The following is a 23,671-nucleotide window of genomic DNA, read 5'->3' on the forward strand; positions in this document are numbered from 1 at the left end:
TCGCCATCTCCTTTCTATACCCTTTCTATTTAACCAGAAAAGAAGGAATTAAGCGAAACTAACGCTGCCTGCCGCGGCTGTCTCCCTTGTCCCCTCGTGCAGGACAGAGGTTCCGTCTTCCACAACGAAGGACGCGCGCTTGCTGATTGGTGCTCCCGGCCTGGATACATATGGAACCACCATGTAATCCGTTTGCCATGCGTCCTGGGTCAGGGTGCAGCGAACATAGCCCCGGTGGTTGTTAAAGAACTTGATATGCGGGTTTTCCGCCAAGATTTGTGGGGTGTTGCTGTTCACATCGGACCCATCCCCATTGGACGTAATCGAGGTTCCGACAAACTCGACGGCCACATTCTTTGAATTCGGGTCATCAAAGTCCGCTTTTACTTCATTTGCCCAGTTGGTATGTACATCACCAGTGAGAACCACGGTATTCTGGATGTTTTGAGCTGCCAGGAAATCCAGAATCCGCTGGCGGGCGCCAGGGTATCCGTCCCACGCATCCATACTGACATACAGCTCCCCTGGATCAAAATCATAATCACGGCGGGCAAAGAACACCTGCTGGGCCAGCACCTTCCATTTTGCCTGTGACGCAGCCAGGCCGCTCAATAGCCATTGCTCCTGCTGTTCACCGAGAAGTGTGCGGCTTGGGTTGTCCGATTCCGGAGTCGGTACCTTCCACCCATCCCCATTCGCCTGGTCATCCCGGTACTGGCGCGTATCCAGCACATTAAAATCGACCAGATTGCCAAAGGAAAGGCGGCGGTAAAGCTGGATGTCGCTGCCGTTTACCACGGATGTGCGGCGAAGCGGCATATGTTCGTAATAGGCCTGGTAGGCAACCGCTCTGCGGGCCATAAACTCCTTTTTCGGCTGCTTCGGAGGGTCTTGCGGAATGTCTCCCGCGTAGTTATTATCCACCTCATGGTCATCAAACGTGACAATCCACGGAAAATTTGCATGAGCGGCCTGCAAATCGCTGTCAAGCTTATACAATGCATATCGATTGCGGTATTCTTCAAGACTATAAATTTCCGGATAAACCTGGTCCATCGGACGGATGGAAGAGTCATGTTTTCCTTCGTATATGTAATCTCCCAAATGGACGACCAAATCGAGATCTTCCTTGGCCATATGCTGATAGGCCGTGTAAAAACCAACTGGCCAGTTTTGGCACGAGGCGAACGCGAATTTCAGCTCATCCACCTGGCTGTTAAAAGCAGGCGCTGTCTTCGTCCGGCCTGTTGGACTGAAATCACTTTGCGATTTAAAACGGTAATAATACCAGGTAGCAGGCTGCAGGCCATCAACTTCAACATGGACAGAATGGCCAAACTGCGGTTTCGAAAGCTCGGTGCCTCTTTTTACAACTTTGGAGAAATTCTCGTCAATGGCCACTTCCCACTGAACAGGAAATGGATTGTTCGGCATTCCTCCGCCATTCAATGGATCCGGGGCAAGTCTTGTCCATAAAACCACCCCGTCCGGCAGCGGGTCGCCTGAAGCGATTCCCAATGTAAATGGATAATCAATATTGTTGGATTGGCTTTGCGAAGTTTCGGCCGCAGCATTCATAGCAAATGAAGGAATGAGCGTAGCTCCCAGGGCCATTCCCACTCCTATTCCCGATTTCTTTAAAAACCCCCTGCGATTCAGCTTGTCTGAAGAAAGATCCATTTTTTTCACTTTTATCCCTCCCTAGTGATTTCGTTTCCATCATAAGGAAGGGATGTTTAATTCAAGATGTGTTTATGTAAAAAAATAGTAAACACTTCTAAAACAGGGGATTAGTCCTGGTTTTTTCTAAATGAAGGAGCATTTTCAGCTCTGGCCGCGGGACTTTGGAAGCGCAGCAAGGATGATACAGCGTGCTGGTGACCAAGACACCAGCCGGCACTTTTGGAAGATAAGAAAAAAGGCACATATCTCCTGAAGCTCTTTGTTAAGAATCTTTTAAGGTTCATAACGCCAAAATACATAAAAAAACCGAAACAACAAAGAATGAACAGTAAATAGGTTTCACGGAGGTTACGAGCATGAGAAAGTTTTTAATACTGGCCATCATACACATTCTAGCGGGTTATTTCACGATGGCGGGTTTCCCGGCGCAAGCAAAGGAAAAGAGGGAGAGCTACCTTCCCGACACTAGCTTGACGTATGTCTACAAGCACAAAGATGGTACGACTGAAACCTTCACCTTTGACCAGATGCATGAGGGATGGCAGGAGTGGACCGTTACCGATTCAAAGGGTACGAGGAGGATTGCCTTCATGGAGAACGAGGAGTTTCTGATGCATGCGCCGCCGGAGTCTTCGGCCATCATGGATCTGCAATTTCCGGTTAAAACCGGGCAGTTCTGGGACCGCAACACAGGGCAGGAAAATGACATCAGCAGCATCACCGGCGTGAACATGCCCATCAAGACTCCTGCCGGCCTGTTCAAAAAAGCCGTCGAAGTCACCGAGAAGGGCGGCTATAAAAAATACTACGCTCCCAACATCGGCCTGATCCAAACCACCCATAACGACCAGGTCATCTACCAGCTGACACAACTGAAATGAAGCAAGGGGACGGTTCTTCCGCCTCATCCTCCCTTGGGAGGAATGAGGCACGAGAACCGTCCCCCTGCTCTAAATCATGTACATGAAGGGTGCTTGTTCGATGTTGTCCTTGGGCGGCGCATGGAAGCGGATGTTTTTATCTTTCAGCAGCTGCTCGAGGGAGAAATAGCGGATTTCTTCGGGAAACTTTTGGTCCCACCCTGCATTGGAGGCTGTGTCCCTGATGGGGCCCTTCATGCCGACAAAGTAGAATTGGATCCCCTTTTCCTGCTTCAGCTGCACAATGATGTCCTCAAGGACGGCGAACGAGGGCGCGTCCATGTCGTTGACGCTTTTAAAATCGGTAATGATGGTTTCCGTGCCGGGCCTGGCCGCAAGCAGCTGCCTCACCTTATCCTCAAAATAAGGGATATTGGCAAAATTAATCGAAGAATCAATCCGGAGCATGATCAGGCCGTCCCTGGTCTGCGCCCTCGGAAACCTTGCAACATTGCGGAAAGTCTTGTCTTCATGCACATACCCTACTTCATTAATATTCGGCTGTGACAGCTTGTTTAGCAGCAGAAGATACGAAAGTCCGGCCCCAAGCAAAATCCCCCATTGGATCCCGATGAACAGCGTCACCGCGAAAGTCACCACCCAAATCCAGCCGTCGACCGCTTTTATTTTCAGCAGATGCCAGAATTGGGCGAAGTTGACCAATTTATACACAGCCACCATGATGATGGCCGCCAAAGCGGCATTCGGCAAATAGTAAAAGAACGATGTGAAAAAGAATAGAGTCAGGATCATGAACAGGCTCGTAAAAACCGAGACCATCTGTGTGACTCCCCCGCTTTGATGGTTGACGGCGCTCCTGGAAAAACTTCCGTTAATCGGGAAGGCCTGAAAGAAGGATCCCAGCATATTGGCAAGCCCTAGCGCCTTCAGTTCCCGGTTCGGGTCCAGCTTGTACTTTTCCTTGTCAGCAATCGCCTTTCCAATCGCCAGCGATTCCATAAAGCCCAGCAAGGCAATCGTCAGCGCTGGCAGAAGGATTTGGCGGACAGCCTCGGTGGAAAGCGCCGGAAGCACCAGCGACGGAAAGCCGCTTGGCACCTCCCCAATAATGGAGACACCCCTTTCATGGAGGCCCATGGCATAGACGGCCACAATCGAAACAAGAATGAGAAGCAGTGCTGCCGGGATGCGGCGTGACACCCTTTTTAGGAGGAGCAGCAAGACGATGCTCCCTGCTCCGACGAGGAAGGTTGGCCAATGAATCTGCCCAAGTCCGCCTCCCACTTCCGAAAGCAGCAGATGAATCTGAAAATAATTGCCTCCCTCGATCCCGAGCAGATGCTTCAGCTGGCTTAAGGCAATCACGATGGCCGCAGCCGAGGTATAGCCTCCCAGGACGGCCGGGGAAATGAAGCGGACGATATAGCCAAGCCTAAAAAGGCCGAACAGAAACTGGAACACGCCTACCATCAGCGCCAGCAGAATGACCAGAGTGATATATTCAGAGGTTCCCGGTGTGGCAAACACGGCGATTACCGAGAAAACGAGCAGCGAAGTAATGGCTGTCGGACCTACAGAAAGATGGCGTGAAGAGGCAAAAAGGGCGTATATGAGCACAGGAAGGGTCGAAGCGTACAGGCCCATCACCGGCGGCAGGCCGGCCAGCATCGCATAGGCCATCCCCTGCGGCACGAGCATGACAAATAGGGTGAACCCGGCGATTAAATCCCTCGTCAGTAAGTTTTTACTATAAGGTTTGTCGTTTATTTTTGGAATGGATCGTTTAAAAATCATGGCAACATCCCTTTTTTCCTTGTGTATTCTACTTTTATTGTATTATATTCCCTTGCCTTTTCAACTAAATAAAATATCCAGTCTGCCTTTCTGTTCATAAAATGATAGTATTCTATAGATAGGGATTCAGAAAATAAAATAAATGGGGGATTGAATGTGAGAGAAGCAATCTTGATTCTTACGGAAATCGTCAATATTTTTCATGATCAGCTGTTGCATATCAGCAATGCGCTGGGCCTGAACATGTCGGACAAGGAGCTGCATCTTTGGGTGTTCGGGGTCTTGGGGATTCTTTCCTTCTTCATTGTCCACCATTTCTTTAAGGTATTGGCGAAGCATAGCATCACAGCGATTTCTTTTATTTATACGTTCACGGTTCTTGTTGTGATTGTGTTCGCGGTGGAGATTCAGCAGAAAATTACCGGCCGCGGGAATATGGAGTTTCAGGATGCCGTGATGGGCTTATGGGGATTTATTATATTTTTCATAGGTTACCTTATCATCAAATTGGTGTTTCGAATGGTTCGGAGGCTGTTCAAAAGGCCTGGCAGAAGGCATTGAGATGGCGGGCATTCCGGACTGCTGTGTTACGGAAATTTTAATCAAACGTTTGATTAATAGAAGCATTCCGTATCCGATAAAAAAGAAGACCTTCGCAAAAGGCCTTCCCTTCAAATTTATTCCGTCGAGCTCCTATCCTCGCTCGACCTTCCCAAGCATATAGGCGACGGCAAACCCGAGGATGAAAGCGAGGATGCAGATGACCATTAGCAGGACATCGCCAGGCCAGCCTGGGTAGACGACAAAAATGGAGCCGACGACAAAGCCTGTCACGACAGCATAGGTGGCCACTCGGAAGTGCAGGAACAGGTAGCGGATCAGCTTGCTTGTCAGCAGCAGCCCGATAACGACCCCAGTCCCAACCGCAATGATGACAGGAATATTGAATGTTTTGATGGCATCGATGGCTGTCACATACACTCCCATCAGCAGCAGGACCATCGATCCACTGATGCCCGGAAGAATCATTGCCGAGCTTGCCAGCCAGCCGGCAAAAAAGAGGAAAAGGTAATCGCCGAAATCCAGATTGGTCATGACCGTTCCCTGGCCTTCCCCGACCAAGCCTGTCAGCGCAACCCCAACAGCGGCGATTGCCAGCAGGACATAATGTCCGGCTTTATAGGTTCGTTTATAATCCGCTTCAACCAACAAGGCGGGAATAATCGCAAGGATCAGCCCAAGGAAAAAGAAAAACGTCGGCTGAGGGTGAACCTCAAGCAGCCAGCTCAGCAGATGGCTTAACGTCAAAATCGCGATTCCAACCCCAAGCCCCACAGGAATCAGGAAGATCACATGCTTTTTCCACTCTTTTGATAACAGGCCATTAATCGCCTCAATCAGCCTCTCATAAATCCCAACCAACAGGGCAATCGTGCCGCCGCTCACACCCGGCACCACATCGCTCGCCCCAATCATCATCCCTTTAAAAATATTACGCCATTCGAACACAAACTCAATCCCTTCGTCCATGAATCAATCTTTTATAGATTATCATAAAATGGGAAAGGAAGCATGGGGACGGTTCTCCTGCATCATTTTTGGAGGAAAGTGATGCTGGAGAACCGTCCCCGTGATTTATTGGCCAAAAGAAAATACACCTTCCTGAAAAGGTGTACTTCTTTTGATTTTCCTTTTATTCTGTTTCCTCTTCAGTGCCTTCTTCCGTTTCTGTGCTTTCCGTTTCTTCTGTGTTTGTCTCGTCAGGATTTTCATCATTGCTGCAGCCCGTTGCCGCACCTGTAATCAGTAATGCTGCCATCAAAGCAAAAAACCATTTTTTCATACTCTTTTCCTCCCTGGCTGCTATAGTTTGTTACAGTGATAATCATACCTAACTTGCAGGGTATTGGAAGATTAAAATCCATTATTTTACATACATTAACCTTCTTTTTAGAAAGTTAATGTTAATAAAACATTACTTTATCAAAACTTGGGTCTAAAAGCTCTTCACAGGGAGAACGGCGGGTAGCTTTTCCCAGGTGAAATGATAGCTTCTCTGCTTTTGAAACAACTTGGGATAGTTCGCCGGTGACAAGGTTCCCTGCTGCTACATACAGTTTTTAAATATGCTTAATTATAGCTGTATGTTGATTTCACTCTAATTGAAAAAATAAAGGGAGAATGTCCGGTTAATTCGGGAAATTCTCAAATTCCCCTTGAAATAAGAGGAGTTTTTCCGGTTATAGGTCGAAATCTATGTGATTTTGCTTTGTTTTGAGTAGTTAAGGGGAATGTCTCCCCTTATTTCTGCTTCTTAAGGTACCTTTGCGTTCAATAGCCGGAGATTCTCCCCTTAATAATTATCATACCTTTATGAAAATTAACAATGACAATAAAAGAGCCTTTAAACAAAAGACCAACAATCCGTAATTGGCTTATATCTATTTTTTTCTTTTAGGTAGCTAAGACTGCCAAGGAAGCAGCAGAAGGCGCCTCTTTTTACCTTGCATTGCAAGATACTGCGTTATATACTGGGTGTATACCTTGCAATACAAGATATCGAAAGGAGCCATACAATTGGCTGATACGACGCAAATGCTAAAAGGGATCCTGGATGGATGTCTTTTGGCGATCATCAAAGAGGGGGAAATATACGGATACGAGCTTGCGGCCAAGCTTGAATCCTATGGATTCCATTCCTTCAGCGAGGGCACGATCTATCCCCTTCTGCTGCGCATGCAAAAGGAAGGCCTGGTCAGCACGACATTAAGAAAGTCAACGGCAGGCCCGAAGCGGAAATACTACTCTTTAACGGAAAAAGGCGAGCAGGAGCTTGGGCAGTTCATTACCCGCTGGGAGCAGGTGAGCTCCTCGGTGAACAATGTATTGGATAAAAGGGGGAAATAAAGGACATGGTTTCTAAGCAGGCAGAACAATTTTTGACTGAACTTCGGTTTTATCTGATATCAAAAGGCAAGAATGACCAGGAAATCAATGAGATTACCGAAGAGCTGGAGGTTCATTTGATGGAGGCCGAGGCAGAGGGCAAGGATGTGAGCCATATTACCGGCAAAAGCCCGAAGCAGTATATGAAGAGCATAGGCGAATCGATGCAAACTGATTATCGCCAGATGGCCGGAATGGTACCAATGTTCATCCTTTTGCTGGCAGCCTATTTCAGTCTTGGCCCAGCGATTGAAGGGAAGTTTTCCATCTCGGAAGGCACCATCTGGCTGGCATTGATCACAGGGGCAGCAGGAATCCTGATCTACGGCCTGCTTTTATTAAAAGTCCTGCCGAAGTTTTTTCATTCCAAGTGGAGCTATGTCTTGCTGGTAGGCACCTCCATGGCTGTTACCGGTCTGTTTGTAGCTCTGATGCTATGGTATAAAACACAGGGATTCGAGCTTATTTATGTCGCCTCACCGGCCGAAAACAACTGGATCATTGTCCTGTGCGCGGCCATTTTCATCGGCTCGGCCATCTATTCAAAAACCTGGTTTACCATTGTTATCCCGCTGTTTTTATCCTTGGGTCCGATCGCCAGCACTGTCATTCCTGAGGAGGTTAATAACGATCCCTTCTATGTTACGGTTACCGTTCTTGTCTTTGCAGCTGCCGCCGCTTTGGCAATCGCCATTTTTCTTCTTCAGAGGAAAAAGAAAAAGAGCAATACCAGAGTTTAGGAGATAGAAAAAGGTCAGATGGGCGAGTCCATCTGACCTTGCTTTTTGAGGCAGCGGAACCGTCCCCATGCTTCACTTCACCTTCATTACCGTTGCCTTGCTGACATTTTTGGCATTGTCTGTCGCGGTTATTTTCAGCTGGGTGTTTTTCCTTTGCGCCTTGATCTTCACTTTGAATTTCCCTTTGCTGCTGGTTTTGGTTGTGCCGATTACCTTGCTGCCTGCTTTGATCGTAATGGCTGAGTTGCGTTCGGCTGTTCCGGAAATTTCCCTGGTGGAGCTTTTCACCTTAGTGGTGACCTTCGGCGCAGCTGGCGGGGTTTTGTCGAGGACCGCCACCGTCCGTGCGGCGCTTGTGTTTCCGGCCTTGTCCCTGGCTGTTACGCTCAGCTTGGTACCTGCTTTCTGCAGCGGGATGGCCACTTTGAAAGCTCCCTTGGCATCTGCTTTGCCGCTGTATTTCTTGTTTCCAATCCCCACTGTAACCGAAGCTCCTGCCTCCGTCTTCCCGGTCACTGCTTTCGACTTGTCTGACACCGCATTGACGGTTGGCTGACCTGGAGGGGTTTTATCCAACACAACCACTGCTTTTACAGGGCTGACATTGCCACCTCCATCCGCTGCCGTAACAGAAATCTTCACACCCGCTTTTTGCCGAGGAATGGCTATTTTAAAAGAACCCTTCCCATCCGCCTTGCCGCTGTATTTGCTGCTTCCGATAGCTGCTTTTACCGTTGCTCCGGCTTCTGTTGTCCCCGTTATTTCCTTTGAGCGGTCAGATACCGCATTCACCTTGAGAGCAGGCGGAGTGACATCTTTAACCGTAACAACCGTTGCTCCACTTGTATTCCCGGCGGCATCCCTGGCCGTTACATGCAGCTTCACCCCTGCCTTCTGGACAGGAATGGTCACGGAAAAGCCCTTGTCGCTTCCTGCCTTCCCCGTTCCAACGGCTTTTCCATTAACCTTCACTTCGACGGTGGCATATGGCTCGGCTTTTCCTGCCACCTTGGTGCTTTTATTGGTGATTGTGTTCACGGCCGGCTTTCCGGGAGGAGTGGCATCCTTGACTGTTATGGTGACAGCCTTGCTCGGATTTCCTGCCTTGTCGATGGCCGTAAGAATCAACTGGGCTCCTGCTTTCTGAACCGGAATACCGACTTCGAACTTGCCGTCTCCCCCGGCTGCGCCTGCGCTGATCAAGCGGCCTCTCGACTTCACTTCGATTTTCGCATACGCCTCGGAGGTTCCCTTTACCGTTTTCGAAAAATCGGTCACTGAGTTTACCTTTGGTGGAGCTGGCGCCGTTTTATCCAGCACCTGAACATACACCACACCACTGACATTGCCTTCCTTGTCGCTTGCCGTTACTTCGATCGTACTGCCGACGGGCTGCAGTGGAACCTTCACTTCAAAGTTCCCTTGGTCATCCGCTGTATCTGTATACGATCCGGCCTTCGTCTTCACCTGAATCGAAGTTAACGGCGGTGCTGTCCCGCGCACCGCTTTCATGGTCTCCCACATCTCGCCCACCACCGGACTCGCGAGGACGGTCCGTTTTTGGACGCTGACCTCGACCGGTTTGCTGCCATTTCCGTAGGAATCTACGACCTTTACCTTTAAAAGTGTTCCAGCCGGCTGTTTCGGGATTCGGACGGTAAAATCGGCCTGGCCATTCACAGGAGCGGAACCAAGCAGTACATTCCGGCTCCTCACCTCCACAGTGCCGCTTTCATACGCCATTCCGGTCACGGCCCCATCCATGTCACTGACTTCATGAACGAGAGGCTGCTTGAGTTCTTTTACCTTCAACGCTTTTTTCGCATTGACGCGGCCATGGCCGAACTTTTCGTCCTTGCCAGTTGTGCCCAGATCATCTGCCGTTCCATACAGGCGGCTTTCCACTTGCTTGTTGGTCAGGCCGGGCTCACTGCTCCACACGAGGGCGGCCACTCCGGCCACAACAGGTGCAGCCATCGAGGTGCCACTCATTCCTCCGTAAAAGCCGTATGGCAGTGTGGAATAGATATTGGAACCGGGAGCCGCAAGGTCAACATTGGGGCCATAGTTGGAAAAATACGCTTTGGCATCCGATGAATTTGTGGCACTGACAGCGATTACGTTTGAAAAGGCCGCAGGGTAATTGACGGAGCGGGATGATTCGTTGCCGGCAGCTGCGACAACCACGGCCCCGCTCTGATAAGCCTGCTGTACCGCCGCATCAAAGGCCGAGGAATAATAAAAAGTTCCCAGGCTCATATTGATTACGTCCGCTCCCGCACTGATGGCGTAATTGATTCCTTTAATGATATCTGATGTATACGCGAATTCTCCGCGGAACACATTGATTGGCATGATTCGGGCGTTGGGGGCGACCCCCGTGCCTCCGTGCCCATTGTCCATGGAGCCGGCAACAATTCCCGCCACATGGGTTCCGTGCTCTCCGGCAGGAATAGAGCCAGCCGTCCCTTTGACCGCGTCATACGGGGAAAGAATTCTACCCTGCAAGTCAGGGTGATGGAGATCGGCGCCATCGTCAATCACGGCAACAACCACTTCCTTCGAGCCTTTGGTCCTTGTCCAGGCCGCTTCCGACTCTATTCTTTGGTGATGCCATTGGGAAAGATAGTCAGGGTCGCTTGGGATGTGCTTCCGCTGGACCTCGCTGCGCTGAATGATATAGTCCGGCTCAACAAGGAGCACCTCGCGCTTCTCTTCCAGCTCTTCCATAAAAGACTCCGTGCTCTGCTGTGCAGGAATTTCGACCGTAACGAGATTCTCTTCCTTGGCCAGATCGCTGTCCACAATCTCGTACTCTTCCAAACTATCAGCTTCCGCGCCCGGCTGAAGGACCACGATCACCTGGTCCGTGTCCCCAGCAGAAGCATCAGCCAAACCTGAATCGCCGGCATTACCATTTGCCTCAACGCCCGCCGCCAAAGGGCCAGCCGCCAAAATCCAGCACATCAACCCCACCAAAACCCGCTTCATCTCATCATCCCTCTCCGAAGCATGGGGTGTCTCCTGCATCATGCAGGGCCCGCCATGTCTTCACTTACAATTTTAACCATCAATTTATTTATAGATTACTATATTCGAAGCTATTCATATAGATGGTTTTTGTCGAATCCCTTGAAAGAAAATAATGGGAATTACTGGGTCCCACAAAAAATAGAAAGGCCAGATGAATCATAAAGAATTCATCTGGCCAAAGCTGGCTTTTTACGGCTTAACACTTAGTACGGTTGTCCAGTTACTATAAACCTTCGTGGTACCAACGGTTCTATAAGCCCTCACTTTATAAAAGTAGGTTCCAGTGATTAGACCAGTGTTGGTAAAAGCCGGTGTAGTTGTGTTTTTTACGAGTGAATAGGTTCCCGTGCTGGAAGGTGCCCGGTATACTTCATATCCGCTTGCTCCTGATACAGCATTCCAGGTTGATTTAATGCTAGTTGAACTAGCTCGGCTAACTGAAAAATTCGCTGGGACGGATGGAATTGGCTTTGCGCTCACCACCGCTGAATAACCGCTGTAGACCTTGGACGTTCCGACCATTCTGTAGGCTCTTATTTTATAATAATAAGCCTTATTCGTTGTCAGTCCGCTGTTGTTAAAACTCGTCGATGTTGTTGAACCTACACTCGTATAGGTTCCGGTGCTTGAAGTTGATCGGTAGACCTCATAGCCGCTTGCTCCGCTTACTGCAGACCAGCTTGTTTTAACACTATTGTAAGAAGAGGAAGCTGCTTTTGGCGAGCCAGGTGTTGTCAGAGTTGGTTTAGCATTCACAACAGAAGTAAAACTGCTATAACTGGTGGTGGTCCCAGTCTTATAAGCTCTAACTTTATAATAATAAACCTTGCCTGTAGTCAAGGAAGGGTCCACAAAGGAGGTCCCTGTCGTTGTTCCTACTTTGGTAAAAGTTCCTGTACTTGAGGTGGATCTGTAAATCTCGTATCCTGATACGCCGCTTGCAGCAGTCCAGTTTATTTTATTGCTATTGTATGAGTTGGATGCCGCTTTTGGGGTGGTTGGAGCAGCAACCACAACAGGTTCCTTGTAACTAGGATTGGTAGAAAACCATTTGTATTGAGTCACATAAGTAGATGGATTTACTCCTGAGGCAATCCTTATCAACGGGAATCCAACTGTCTTCTTTACAAGGATTCCATACCAAACCTCAGATTGGCCGCCAGGATACAGTTCAACATCGTATTCTCCCACGCCTTCCAAAATGTTAGAAAAGGAGGCTGTGTCGATTGGCGAGACTTTCTGCCCGCTTGTTGTATAAAAACTCTTTCCACTCCATATAACATCAGAAGCATTCAAGGTCTCTTCAGGTCCTGAGACATACTTTAAGTTAAATCCCATTAAGATCCACTCTTCATCATAAGAAGGCGTCTCGTTAAAGTAATTCTCTTCCTGAATAATATAATTTGCCTCTTCTCCCTTGTACAAACCGATTAACTGCAATTCCACCACTTTAGGATTTTCCCAGGAATATTCGTGATAAGTGAATTTATGCTTGGTCCATGCACTATAAGGTGTAGCTCGATCTCCAACAGCGGCTTGAGCGGTTTCTGTCTGAACCGTTAAACCAAAGACTAACAATAAAATAGAAAGCAAAAAGAACGCTCCATATTTCCTCATATGAATTCTCCTCTTTAAAAATATGATTCAACCATAAATCCTCTTCATCTATTAAAAAAAGGCTTGTCCCCTCCTCCATTCCTATTGAAATAGATTTCCCCTCTGCATTTATAGGTAAAATATACCACTACTATTTTACCATCCGCCTCACTTTTTCTCTTTTAATATTTTTCGACATTATGCCTAAATCTGAAGAGAAGTACCTTTCAGCCAAAAGCAAGGAGGACAACCTCCAACCGGCTACCCTTCTTGCTTAGGTCTAAATGATGCTAAGAGACATATATTTTTATTTTTCATTTAAAAGAATGAGGCAGAATAACAGGCCCTCTGCGATAAATTAGAAATTTATGGTAAAATAAACAAAAATGGAGATGGGGAGATTTCGGGTATGATTGCTGTTTTATTTTTTCTGGGGATAATGGCTATTTCCTACGAACAAGCAGGTTTTTCCTTATTAATCTTTATAGGCTTTGCAATTTTACTCTATGTGAATAAAGAAAAAAGGTTCACAACATCCCTGCTGTTATCATTTTTAGTCTGTTTTGCACTTTTTATGTTTTTTAATACATTCGTTGGAACGATGGAAATCCCAAAAGAAACAAAAATCATTCTGAATCGTCTTTCCCTTGGTTTTATGATTCTGGGAATGGTTCTTGTCCATCTCTTCTTTCATAAGAAGGTTTCCTGGTACAATCAGAAGCCTGATTGGAAAAACCCTATCGACTTGCCGTTTCACAAAATTGATACGTTTTGGTTTTGGCTGATTGGGATTGTTATTAATCTGGTCATCTATGGTTATTTTATTCTTCAAAAGGATTGGGAGTATCTGCAATCGCTGCTATGGTTCTGCCTGCTTTTTTCCCTTATTAATGCGGTTTTTGAGGAAGTGATATGGAGGGGGATCATGCTGTCGGCTCTAAAGGAGATGACCTCCACAGGTTATGCCGTTCTGGTTACAAGCGTCGGGTTTGGCCTTCTCCATCTTGCCATCGGCTTTTCCATTGCCCTCAGTCTGCTCATTTCCGTTGCAGGAGTCATCTACGCCATCCTCACCCTCAAGACAAACAGCCTCTATCCAAGCATCGTTTTTCATATCGTCATTAATATTGGAATGGTGTATAGCGGGTTTATCATCTAGTAAAAAAATAGACGCTTGTAATATTGAGCGAGTACGTGTTTGGGTGAGTCTATCGAAGGCGCCTTCCCCTTTCCACCTTTTACGAACCCCAAAAAGCCAGATGGACTCTTGTGGTCCTTCTGGCTTTTACAGTATCTTCTCTCAAACAATACAAGATATTATTCATTCCTATCGTACAGGACGTGACTCAGGCTCTCTCGTATTCCCTGTCAGGCTTGAACAGAAGTCCAAGATTAATTAAGCCTGCAAGACCGACTAGACCATAGACAATCCGCGATAAGGCTGCATCCTGGCCTCCGAAAAGAGTAGCGACCAAATCGAACTGGAAGAATCCGACCAGACCCCAGTTGATGGCTCCGATAATCGTCAGGACAAGTGCTGCACGCTGAAGACCACTCATGTAAATACCTCTTCGTCTAGTGACATAGTATTTATCTTATGGCTCATAACCATCCCTGCGCAATTCAGCTGGAATTGTGCTTTGTCTCTTCAAAAATGGGATATTAATTGGGTACCCATTTCCAGAACCTGCAAACATGGCTGCATAACTTTTGGACCAGTTGGAAGACCAATCACCAATTAGTACCATCAAAGTCCAGCAGGAGGCTATGATAAGATATTTTTATCATTCTTTTAATCAACTGGGAGGATTCTATGAGGAAAATGCTTATCATCTTAGTGTCCCTTTGTTTATATTCATTGTTTGCTCCGCCAGTATAGGATGAGGTTCATAAAAGCCCGACCTTGGGAACACTCACTCACATTATCATGCCTACCCAAAAAGGCCCCTCCAACGGAGAGACCTTCCTTATGCTATCTAGAACTGTCATACAAGTTCTGTAGCTCATTTCCATAAAATTATGAGAGTTTCATTCTGTTCCTATGCCAAGAGCGCAAATTTTTGCGATTTTAGCTTTATTGTCTCAAAGTCCTCTCTGCTGTATTGCTCTTTTGCAGGCACCAATGAACTGCCAATTCCTAAAGCAACAGCTCCGGCCTCAAGGTAGTGTGCTGCGTTTGTAACATCAATTCCTCCCGTCGGGACAATAGGTATTTCTGGAAGCGGCCCTTTGAGATCCTTTATGTACCCTGCACCCATCGAGCCGGCCGGGAAAACCTTTACCAAATCGGATCCATGTGTATAGGCTGTGTAAATTTCAGTGGGAGTAAGGGCTCCGCTAATGCAAACGGCTCCCCTCTCCTTGACTGCATGGATAGTTGGAATGTTAAGGATTGGAGTAAGGACGAATTTTGCCCCGGCGCCGATTGCCATGCACGCGCTTTCTTCATCCATCACCGTCCCTGCCCCAATAAGCATTTTTCCTTCGTACTTTTTACTCATTTCCTCAATCATGTCTAGGGCATTGTTGGTATTTAGAGTGACCTCAACCAGTCTGATTCCACCCTCGTATAAGGCATCAAAGACTTCCGGAATATATTGACTCGGTACACCTCTTATAATGGAAATGACTTTATACTGTTTTATCGCCTCTAAGGTCAATATATTTCCCTCCTTCAACGCTGGACATCTTCTAATGAAGCTTTGCTAATGAATTGCTCCAGTTCTATTCGTTCCGGCAAGCCTTCTACATCGCCTTTGACAAGTGTTACCATTGCCCCAAAACCATTTGCTCGGTTTACCGCATCCTTCAATGTAAGATTTTCGATAAAACCAGTAATCAATCCGGCGGCAAAGGCATCTCCTGCGCCGATTGGGTCAATCACTCTTTCTACCTTAAAACCAGGAACCAAAGCATGCTCACTGCCGGTAAAATAATGGGCTCCTTTTGCCCCAAGCTTTACTACTGCCATATCAGCTCCCAGTTCAAGAAATGACTCTCCAATTTCTCGTACATCGCTCGTGCCAAAAAGAAATTCCCCTTCAGCCACGCCCGGAAGGACAATATCGGCCAAACCCGAAAGTTCGGTTAGTATCCTTCTAGCTTTATCCTCTGTCCAAAGCTTACGCCGTAAATTTGGATCAAAAATGATAGCAGTACCTTCATTCCTTGCAACCTCAACCGTTCTTTTCACCGTTTCATAGCAAGAATCACTTAAAGCCGGGGTTATGCCTGAGAGAAAAAGGTATTTCGCCCGCTTGATATAGGTTTCATCAATATCTTTCGGAACAAGGCGGCTCGCGGCCGACTCCTTTCGGTAGTAGAAAACCCTAAGCTTGTTGTCCCTGAGGTACTCCTTGAACATAAGGCCCGTTGGATATTCTTCATCTTTTTTTACTTGAGAAACGTCAATCTGCTCGCCTCTTAAAAAGCGAAGAAGAGCCTGGCCAAACTCGTCTTTTCCTACCTTACTAATCCATCCGGTTTTAAAACCAAACCTGGATACCCCGATGGCGACATTGGTTTCAGCCCCGGCAAACGAGCGGGAAAATTGCGATGCATATCGCAAATAGCCTTCACTGCTCGGCGTAAAAAGCGCCATGGTCTCACCTAGTGTAATCAAGTCAATATCTTTTTCCATCCTCACCACTCCGCAACCGTGCCGTCATGATGCCGCCAGACCGGGTTTCTCCAATTATGCCCTATCTCCGAAACTTCCCTGATTTTGTCTTCATTTATATCAATGCCCAGACCCGTGCCCGTTGGCAGGGAGACATATCCATCTTTGTAGGAGAATGATTTAGTATCCAAGAGGTAATCGAGAAGATCGCTGCCTTCATTGTAATGAATACCCAGGCTTTGCTCCTGAATAAAGGCATTAGGCGAGCAGGCGTCTACATGGAGACATGAGGCTAGTGCAATCGGACCTAGCGGACAGTGCGGTGCCAAGGCAATATCATAGGCTTCAGCCATGGCCGCAATCTTTCTGGTCTCCAAAATCCCACCCGCATGGGAAACATCAGGCTGGATAATATCAACGATTCCTTCCTGCAAAATCCCTTTAAATCCCCATCGCGTATACATCCGTTCACCAGTCGCAATTGGCGCAGATGTATATCTTGCAATTTCTTTTAATGCCTCGTTATTTTCAGGGAGAACCGGCTCTTCAATGAACATGGGACGATAAGGCTCGAGCTCCTTGGCGAGTACCTTGGCCATTGATTTATGGACACGGCCATGGAAATCTATGCCGATTCCAAAATCGCTTCCGCCAACCTCTCGCACTGCCGCAATCCGTTCAATAACCTCCTCTACCTTTGAGAACGAATCAATATAATGCATTTCTTCGGTCCCATTCATCTTGACGGCCGTGAATCCTGCTTCGATTTGTTTTTGAGCAGCAAGCTTCACATCCGTAGGCCTGTCCCCGCCGATCCAGTTATACACTTTAATTTTATCCCGGCAGGCTCCTCCCAAAAGTTCATACACCGGGGCATTGTAATATTTCCCTTTAATATCCCAAAGGGCCTGTTCAATGCCGGAAATGGCACTTGTGAGAATCGGACCGCCGCGGTAAAATCCACCGCGGTACATCACCTGCCACAAATCCTCGATTCTTAAAGGATTCTGGCCAATCAGATATTCGCTCAATTCCTCAACAGCCGTTTTTACCGTATCAGCCCGCCCCTCAACTACCGGCTCACCCCATCCTGACAGCCCATCATCCGTTGTGATTTTTAAAAACAGCCATCTTGGAGGCACTTTGAATAATTCCATTTTTTTTATTTTCATAGACTTACTCCCCCTCTATCAAAAAAATGCCTGCCCTTCACTAACGGAAAGGCAGGCATTGTCATTTATACCTTCGCCTCTTCTTCCATCTTAAGAACTTCCCTGGTATCCAATAACACCAGGCTGTCAACTACCTGCGTGGCAATCGGATGCTTTCCGTAGTTCTCTTTTAATTTCCAGGTAGTCAAAGTAATTGTTCCTTTTCCGTATTTCTGGACCATAATCGAACCGCCAACCTGGCCAATCCATCCTTGGAAATAGCCTGAAATGATCTTGGCGGACTGAGCCAGCCCCGGACTCCCGAACATATTAATGCTCCTGCGGCTGCCCGGCTTTTTATAATCACTGAAAGGCACGACATAGTCCGGAATCAGCAGGTCGGTTTCCCATCCCATTTCCGGATGTAAGGGGACTTCAGGGAAAAAGCCCGGATTGACAAAATTAAAGGAAGAAGCCCTTGGCCAGCTCTCCCCGGCCGGAAGCTCCCTGAAGGTAAAGTGTCCTTTTTCCTCAATCCTGTCTCCTTCTTCGGCAAGAAAAATCACTTCACCGCCATTGCGCACAAAATCGAGAATCTCCTGATCAAGATGATCGGCGATTAAGGGAACTCCTTGACTTAGGTTACTATTTACTTCATAACCACTTAAAACCAGTTCAGACTGTAGTCTTTCCGATGATTCACGGACGGAAATTTCCCCTTTTTTCTTTATGTCTCTCGGGGTAATGGTCATTTCTTCCTGATTGACGGCGAGAATTTGATCACCGGCCTTAAGAACCAGTTTGAGTTCATGGAAACCCGCTGATTCCACTTCCGGAACCTTGAATGAAATGGCATCTTCAATCTTGATGAGTGGCTCTACGCATGAGCCGATTGGGACCACTCCGCTTACTTCCAGGGTAGGAATAGACCAATGAACAGAAGCTTCAAATGATTTCACATCATCATTGCTTATTACGAGGCCTAAGGAAACCTTCTCCCCTGTCCATAGATTATTCGCCATTTTGTCGACCATCACGATTATAGGACCGTTAAAATCAATCAGGTGCTCGAATCCTTCTTTAGGATTACGGAGATAGTCCAGCCAGCCATTCGTCTCCCACTCGATATCCGTAAATTCGGTCACAACATAACCGGCAATCTCCACACGCTTCCTCATTTCTTCAACGATAGATTTCACAGCCCTGAACATCCGCTTCTGCGAGGCTGCGGCCAAATCTTCAAAGGTATCAAACGTTTCATGCAATTGGTATTTCGTAAAGTTCTCCATTCCTGTAGTTGGCTTTTTATAGTCCTCCTGATGGGATTCCTCCCCTTGGTTGATAAACCACCAAGGTTCTTCGCCATAATGTTCTTTCAGCTTGTCAACACTCGGCAGCCCCCATACCCCAAACTCTGAGATAATGATGGGTTCTCCGTTGGATTGATATCCATCCACAAAGTTTTTATCCGGATTACCAATCACGAATTCATCCAGGTCTTTTTGCCAAGCTTCAAGCTGGTCGGGGCAGACAAAGTATCTATGATGGTCGTTAATATCGGTTTTCACATGTGTCCATCCTGAGTTGTCGCAAATGAGTCGTGTTGGATCAAGTTCCTTCACATAGTCATACATTTCTTCGACATGCTTCTGCTTTACCGGATCATTGGCCAAATCCCACTCCAGGCCCCACTCCTCGTTATAAATGGACCAGATTAAAATCGAAGGATGGTTAAAATCCCGCTTAATCATCGCCGTCAGTTCATTCTGAAATCTCCTCGTTGCCTGAGGCGTGAATTTCACATAATTTGGGGGTTCGGCCCAAATCAGCATGCCCATCCTGTCGGCCCAATACAAATATCTTGGGATTTCCACTTTGATATGCTTTCTAAGAAGATTAAAGCCCATTTGTTTGGCGAGCTGAATTTCCTTTTGGATAAAATCATCAGACGGAGCCACATAAACGGTGTTCGGATAAAACGCCTGGTCCAATGCACCTCGGATATATACAGGTTTGTCATTCAACATCATCCGGCCGTCCTCAAAAGAGACCTTTCTCATGCCAAATGTAAAAGTCTTCAAGTCTTCTCCAAATCTGATTTCAAGGTCGTACAAATGCGGATTTTCCATGTCCCAAAGGATGGGGTTTGGAATGCGAAGAGTATATTCATTCTGGTTCCCAGTAATAGTGGCTGTTTCAGATACAACTGGCCTATCAGCCGAGAGATGGTGGCGGACGGCAAATTGAACAGCCGCACTGTTTGAAACATCCCCCCTGATCCGATAGTTCACTTTAATTTCACTTTTATCTATGTCAGGCGTCACCTGGGCAGCTTCGATAAAAGCAGCTGGCCTGCTTTCTATGTAAACACTTTGCCAGATGCCGCTGACCCTTGTGTACCAGCTTCCCTGCTTGCCAATTGGAATCTCCGCATTGTCTTCAGGATCAAAGACCCTCACAGTAACTCTATTTTCTGCATCCTGAACCAGGAAATCAGATATTTCAAATTCAAAAGGAGTAAATCCCCCTTCATGCTCGCCGACATAATGACCGTTCAGCCATACTCTTGCATGGTAATCGACCGCTCCGAAATGCAGAAAGACCCTGCCTTCTTTACCCAGGAAAGTGAAGCTTTTCTCATACCAAGCCGCCCCGTTATAACTGATCAGGCTGCCTCCATCCCGTTGCCAAATATGTGGCACGTCTACATCATTTCCTTCAGGAATCCCGTTTATCTGCCAGTCCCGCCATTCCCCTTCACCTTTCCTGTCCGGCCTGAAATTCCAGACCCCATCCAAACTTTGAATTTCTCTCATTGCTTTTGCCTCCAAGCTTTTATTTAATTCCTGTCATGGTGATTCCTTTGATTATGTGTTTCTGGAACAAGATGAATACAAGTAAAGCCGGCAAACTTGCCAGCATATTAGCTGCCATCGGAATCGTCAGTTCGGCGGCATATCCACTTTGGAAAAGAGGGATCCCTATTGGTAAAGTCATCATCTTTTCATCACTGATGGCTAGGAAAGGCCAAAGGAAGTTATTCCATGAACTAATAAAGGTAAAAATACCAAGTGCCGCCATTGAAGAGCGTGATAATGGCAGAAAGATACTCCACCAAATCCTCAATTTATTTGCTCCATCCATTTCGGCTGCTTCCACAAGTTCCTTTGGAATCGCATCATAAAATTGTTTTAGAATCAAAACTCCAAGAGGGGCCGCAATGCTGGGGAAGATGATGGAGCTATAGCTGTTGATAAGACCGCTATCGACCATCATCATAAACAATGGAATAATCGTTGCTTCGGTGGGGACCATAAGCCCTGCAATGATGATCCAAAAGACCAGTTTGCTCCCTTTAAACGGAATCCTCGATAACGCAAAAGCGGCCATGGATGTAAGGAGTAAGGTTAATGCAGTCGTAACGACCGCTATATAAACACTGTTCCATGTCCATCTCCAAATAGATGCGTTTTCCGAGACATATTGATAGTTGTCCATGGTAAAAGGAGGTTTTATCAATTCAGAAAGCACGGTCACCGGGCTTCCATCGGGCTTTATTGCGGTAATGACCATCCATAGCATTGGAATAAGCCACACCAGAACGAATGAGTAGCTAAAGATATATAGGAAGACCCTTCCGATTTTGACCCTTGTTCTAATTCCTTCCATTTTTCTCCCCTCCTGCTTCTAGTCCTTTTTGGCCATAAATTTAAATTGAACAACAGCGAACAGTACCATAACCAAAAACAGTACATACGACATGGCCGATGCCAAGCCCATTTCATTTGTGCGGAAACCCGTTTCGTAGATGTACTGTACAAGTGTCCTGGTTGACGTCCCTGGGCCTCCGTTTGTCATCAAGTACGACTGGCCAAATAATTTGAATGAGGCAATGGATTGTAGAACCACCACCAGCAAAATGACCCCTTTTAAGGAAGGCAATGTAATATAGCGGAAACAGTGCCAACTGTTGGCACCATCTATACGGGCAGCCTCATAAAGGTCATCGGGGATTTCCTGCAGTCCCGCCAAAAACAGGACCATGTTAAACCCTACCGTCCACCAGACTGTCGCCAGTAGAATCGATAGCCAGGCAAGGTTCGCGCTGTCCAGCCAAAAAATCTCCTGGGTCACTCCTAATGTTTTTAGAACTGAATTCATTAAGCCTGTGTATGGCTGGAGAACAAATACCCAAATGCTGCTGATTACTGAAATAGAAAGAATATGAGGAAGAAAGAATGCCGACCTTAGAAACCCAGTTCCCTTCAATCCTGAATTTACGGTGAGTGCCAAGAGAATTCCTGTAATCACCAATGTTGGGGTTGAGATAACAACAAAGTAAACCGTGTTTCCCAGGGCCTCCCAGAAAAAGCTGTCTTTAAAAATAGCTGAATAATTGCCTAGTCCTACATAGGTCCTTTCATTGCCAATCGTCCATTGATACAAGCTGATAATGAATCCCTTGATAATCGGATACAACATAAACCATAAATAGAATAATAGGTAGGGAGAGAGGAACAGCCATGCAAACAGATTAAGTGACAATGATTTTTTGTTTGTCAGCAGGCCCGCAACTTTGCTCTTTCTTTTCAGTGGCGCATGTTCCTCCCCATCCTTTGTTACAGGTACTGTAGGTTCCACTTTGTTTACCTCCTTCTATTAAAACTGCTGCCAAAATCGTTAGAAGAACAGGAGCCCCATAAAGGGGCGCCCTTAAAGCATTATCTACTTGGAAAGCAAATCATTTACTTCTTTTTCCGCCTTGTTGATCGCTTCTTCTACCGAAGCTTGCCCATTCATCACCAAGTCAAAGTTTGCTCTCAGGATGTCTCCAATTGGGAAGAGCTTGTCGGAGTTCGGCATGAAGTTCACTTGATCAACAACCTCAACATATTCACTTCGATACTCTAGTGATTTAAACTCCTCAGACTCAATCACTTCAGTTTTACTTGGAACGTGACCTGCTTTTGCCCACATAGCTCCATTCTCAGCAAGCCAGTTGGCAAACACAGCAGCAGCTTCCTGCCTTTTCGGATCATCTTCCTTTTGTACTGGCAACACGAGCGTATGCGAATCTCCCCATGTAGCTTCGTGGTCATATAGCTGCGGAATAGTCATGACACCAAAATCAAGTCCCTGGTTCTTTTCGAATGTTCCAGTAGACCACACTCCGTTAAAGTTTACTGCACCTTTCCCAGCAGCAAAAATTTCCCCGCCATTCTTGACGTTTTTAGGCCAAAGCCCATCCTTATGAACCAAGTCTGAGATAAACTGCAATGCTTCTTTCCCTTTTTCATTGTTAAATGCCGCCTTTTTGCCATCCTCGCTTAAAAGCTTTCCATCCATCTGGCTGTACAGAGACCACCACATCCAGAAAGGAACATTACCATTGGAAGTCCCAACAAAAGGCATAACATCTGCTGGTGCTTTCTCTTTAACCTGTTTCAGAAAATCGATGAACCCATCCGCACCTGGTTTGAAATCTGGATTGCCATCCCCATCCAAAAGTCCTGCATCACCAAGAATTTTTTTATTGTAAAACATAATCATTGCGTGAGTATCGAGAGGGATGGCCATATGTTTGCCTTCAAAGACAGTTGCATTCAAAATATTTTGGTTGAAGGAATCCCATTCAATCCCTGCATTCGGAGCAATCTGGTCAAGCTCGGCAATAAGGTTGGAAGGCGCTAGCTCTCCCAGTTTGGAAGTATGGGCTACGGCAACATCAGGCGCTTGCTTTGAGGCAACGGCGGTACGCAGTTTTGTATAATACTCCTCCCACTTAAGATTCAACATTTCTACTTGTATATCGCTGTTAGTTTTATTGAATTCAGCTACCATCGCTTTCATGAAATCCCCGTCACCGCCGCTGAACGGAACCCAGTACTTAAGTTGAACAGGTTTGTTACCGCTTTCATTCTTGCTAGCATCTGATGACGCTGTTTTTTCTGTGCTGCTGCAGCCTGTAAAAACTGATAATACGAAAAGCATAATAACCATTACCAACTTGATCTTTTTCAACCTATTTTCCCCCTTTGAAACATTTGGTAAGATTCTGAATATTACTATAACATGTTTATATGTACTATTACAATATATCTAGTAATAAAACAAAAAAATATAATAATATTTTTATTGAATAATTAGGTACAGACCCATCCCCAATACCTTAAATTTAGACTTTACTCAGCAAATAAAAAAAGCTACCGTTTTTACGATAGCAATAAT

General features: G+C 46.5%; 19 protein-coding genes. 5 read left to right on the forward strand and 14 right to left on the reverse strand.

The window, feature by feature from the left end; all coding sequences use genetic code 11:
• Positions 1-48 precede the first annotated feature (48 nt).
• Positions 49-1,680: an alkaline phosphatase D family protein gene (locus tag WQ57_RS23800; protein ID WP_084820366.1), complete on the reverse strand. Its 1,632-nt coding sequence runs from the start codon at positions 1,678-1,680 to the stop codon at positions 49-51.
• Positions 1,681-2,039: 359 nt separating this feature from the next.
• On the opposite strand from WQ57_RS23800, the gene WQ57_RS23805 reads away from it, so the two are divergent.
• Entirely contained in the window at positions 2,040-2,564 is a 525-nt protein-coding gene (locus WQ57_RS23805; protein WP_046526127.1) for a hypothetical protein, read from the forward strand.
• A gap of 69 nt (positions 2,565-2,633) precedes the next feature.
• Here WQ57_RS23805 and WQ57_RS23810 read toward each other — a convergent pair whose 3' ends face one another.
• Positions 2,634-4,358: a SulP family inorganic anion transporter gene (locus WQ57_RS23810; protein WP_156183224.1), complete on the reverse strand. Its 1,725-nt coding sequence runs from the start codon at positions 4,356-4,358 to the stop codon at positions 2,634-2,636.
• A gap of 156 nt (positions 4,359-4,514) precedes the next feature.
• On the opposite strand from WQ57_RS23810, the gene WQ57_RS23815 reads away from it, so the two are divergent.
• A complete protein-coding gene (locus WQ57_RS23815) occupies positions 4,515-4,919 on the forward strand; it encodes a membrane protein (protein WP_046526128.1) in 405 nt (134 codons plus the stop codon).
• A gap of 132 nt (positions 4,920-5,051) precedes the next feature.
• Here WQ57_RS23815 and WQ57_RS23820 read toward each other — a convergent pair whose 3' ends face one another.
• Together WQ57_RS23820 and WQ57_RS27250 are read right to left on the reverse strand one after the other, a co-directional pair.
• Positions 5,052-5,888: a DUF368 domain-containing protein gene (locus WQ57_RS23820; protein WP_241481626.1), complete on the reverse strand. Its 837-nt coding sequence runs from the start codon at positions 5,886-5,888 to the stop codon at positions 5,052-5,054.
• Between the two features lie 163 nt (positions 5,889-6,051).
• Positions 6,052-6,201, reverse strand: a complete 150-nt coding sequence (locus WQ57_RS27250; protein ID WP_241481628.1) for a hypothetical protein — start codon at positions 6,199-6,201, stop codon at positions 6,052-6,054.
• Between the two features lie 734 nt (positions 6,202-6,935).
• Between WQ57_RS27250 and WQ57_RS23830 the strand changes: the two genes are divergently transcribed.
• Both WQ57_RS23830 and WQ57_RS23835 read left to right on the forward strand, forming a co-directional pair.
• Positions 6,936-7,265, forward strand: coding sequence for a PadR family transcriptional regulator (locus WQ57_RS23830; protein WP_046526129.1), 330 nt, complete (start codon positions 6,936-6,938; stop codon positions 7,263-7,265).
• Between the two features lie 5 nt (positions 7,266-7,270).
• Positions 7,271-8,044 carry a DUF1129 family protein gene (locus tag WQ57_RS23835; protein WP_046526130.1) on the forward strand — a complete coding sequence of 258 codons (774 nt, stop codon included), beginning with the start codon at positions 7,271-7,273 and terminating at the stop codon, positions 8,042-8,044.
• Positions 8,045-8,116: 72 nt separating this feature from the next.
• Here the strand turns inward: WQ57_RS23835 and WQ57_RS25830 are convergent, their stop codons facing one another.
• Positions 8,117-11,077, reverse strand: a complete 2,961-nt coding sequence (locus WQ57_RS25830) for an Ig-like domain-containing protein (RefSeq protein WP_052948865.1) — start codon at positions 11,075-11,077, stop codon at positions 8,117-8,119.
• A gap of 189 nt (positions 11,078-11,266) precedes the next feature.
• Entirely contained in the window at positions 11,267-12,694 is a 1,428-nt protein-coding gene (locus WQ57_RS23845) for a fibronectin type III domain-containing protein (RefSeq protein ID WP_046526131.1), read from the reverse strand.
• Between the two features lie 388 nt (positions 12,695-13,082).
• Here WQ57_RS23845 and WQ57_RS23850 point away from each other — a divergent pair, with 388 nt between their 5' ends.
• Positions 13,083-13,832 (forward strand): CPBP family intramembrane glutamic endopeptidase, encoded by a 750-nt coding sequence (locus tag WQ57_RS23850; protein WP_052948866.1) that lies wholly within the window; start codon positions 13,083-13,085, stop codon positions 13,830-13,832.
• 187 nt (positions 13,833-14,019) lie between these two features.
• Here WQ57_RS23850 and WQ57_RS23855 read toward each other — a convergent pair whose 3' ends face one another.
• From WQ57_RS23855 to WQ57_RS23890, 8 genes are all read right to left on the reverse strand, one after another.
• A complete protein-coding gene (locus WQ57_RS23855) occupies positions 14,020-14,232 on the reverse strand; it encodes a DUF378 domain-containing protein (protein ID WP_156183225.1) in 213 nt (70 codons plus the stop codon).
• A 480-nt stretch (positions 14,233-14,712) separates the two neighbouring features.
• Positions 14,713-15,333: a bifunctional 4-hydroxy-2-oxoglutarate aldolase/2-dehydro-3-deoxy-phosphogluconate aldolase gene (locus tag WQ57_RS23860; protein WP_241481629.1), complete on the reverse strand. Its 621-nt coding sequence runs from the start codon at positions 15,331-15,333 to the stop codon at positions 14,713-14,715.
• Between the two features lie 14 nt (positions 15,334-15,347).
• On the reverse strand, positions 15,348-16,301 hold the full coding sequence (locus WQ57_RS23865; RefSeq protein WP_046526152.1) for a sugar kinase: 954 nt from the start codon (positions 16,299-16,301) through the stop codon (positions 15,348-15,350).
• A gap of 14 nt (positions 16,302-16,315) precedes the next feature.
• Positions 16,316-17,464, reverse strand: a complete 1,149-nt coding sequence (gene dgoD / locus WQ57_RS23870; RefSeq protein ID WP_046526132.1) for a galactonate dehydratase — start codon at positions 17,462-17,464, stop codon at positions 16,316-16,318.
• 65 nt (positions 17,465-17,529) lie between these two features.
• On the reverse strand, positions 17,530-20,259 hold the full coding sequence (locus WQ57_RS23875; protein ID WP_046526133.1) for a glycoside hydrolase family 2 protein: 2,730 nt from the start codon (positions 20,257-20,259) through the stop codon (positions 17,530-17,532).
• A 19-nt stretch (positions 20,260-20,278) separates the two neighbouring features.
• Positions 20,279-21,112 (reverse strand): carbohydrate ABC transporter permease, encoded by an 834-nt coding sequence (locus tag WQ57_RS23880; RefSeq protein WP_046526134.1) that lies wholly within the window; start codon positions 21,110-21,112, stop codon positions 20,279-20,281.
• A gap of 18 nt (positions 21,113-21,130) precedes the next feature.
• Positions 21,131-22,084, reverse strand: coding sequence for a carbohydrate ABC transporter permease (locus WQ57_RS23885; RefSeq protein WP_241481631.1), 954 nt, complete (start codon positions 22,082-22,084; stop codon positions 21,131-21,133).
• Between the two features lie 84 nt (positions 22,085-22,168).
• Positions 22,169-23,464, reverse strand: a complete 1,296-nt coding sequence (locus tag WQ57_RS23890; RefSeq protein WP_052948867.1) for an ABC transporter substrate-binding protein — start codon at positions 23,462-23,464, stop codon at positions 22,169-22,171.
• Positions 23,465-23,671 lie beyond the last annotated feature (207 nt).

The sequence above is a fragment of the Mesobacillus campisalis genome, assembly GCF_000986785.1.
Classification (GTDB): Bacteria; Bacillota; Bacilli; order Bacillales; family Cytobacillaceae; genus Mesobacillus_B; species Mesobacillus_B campisalis.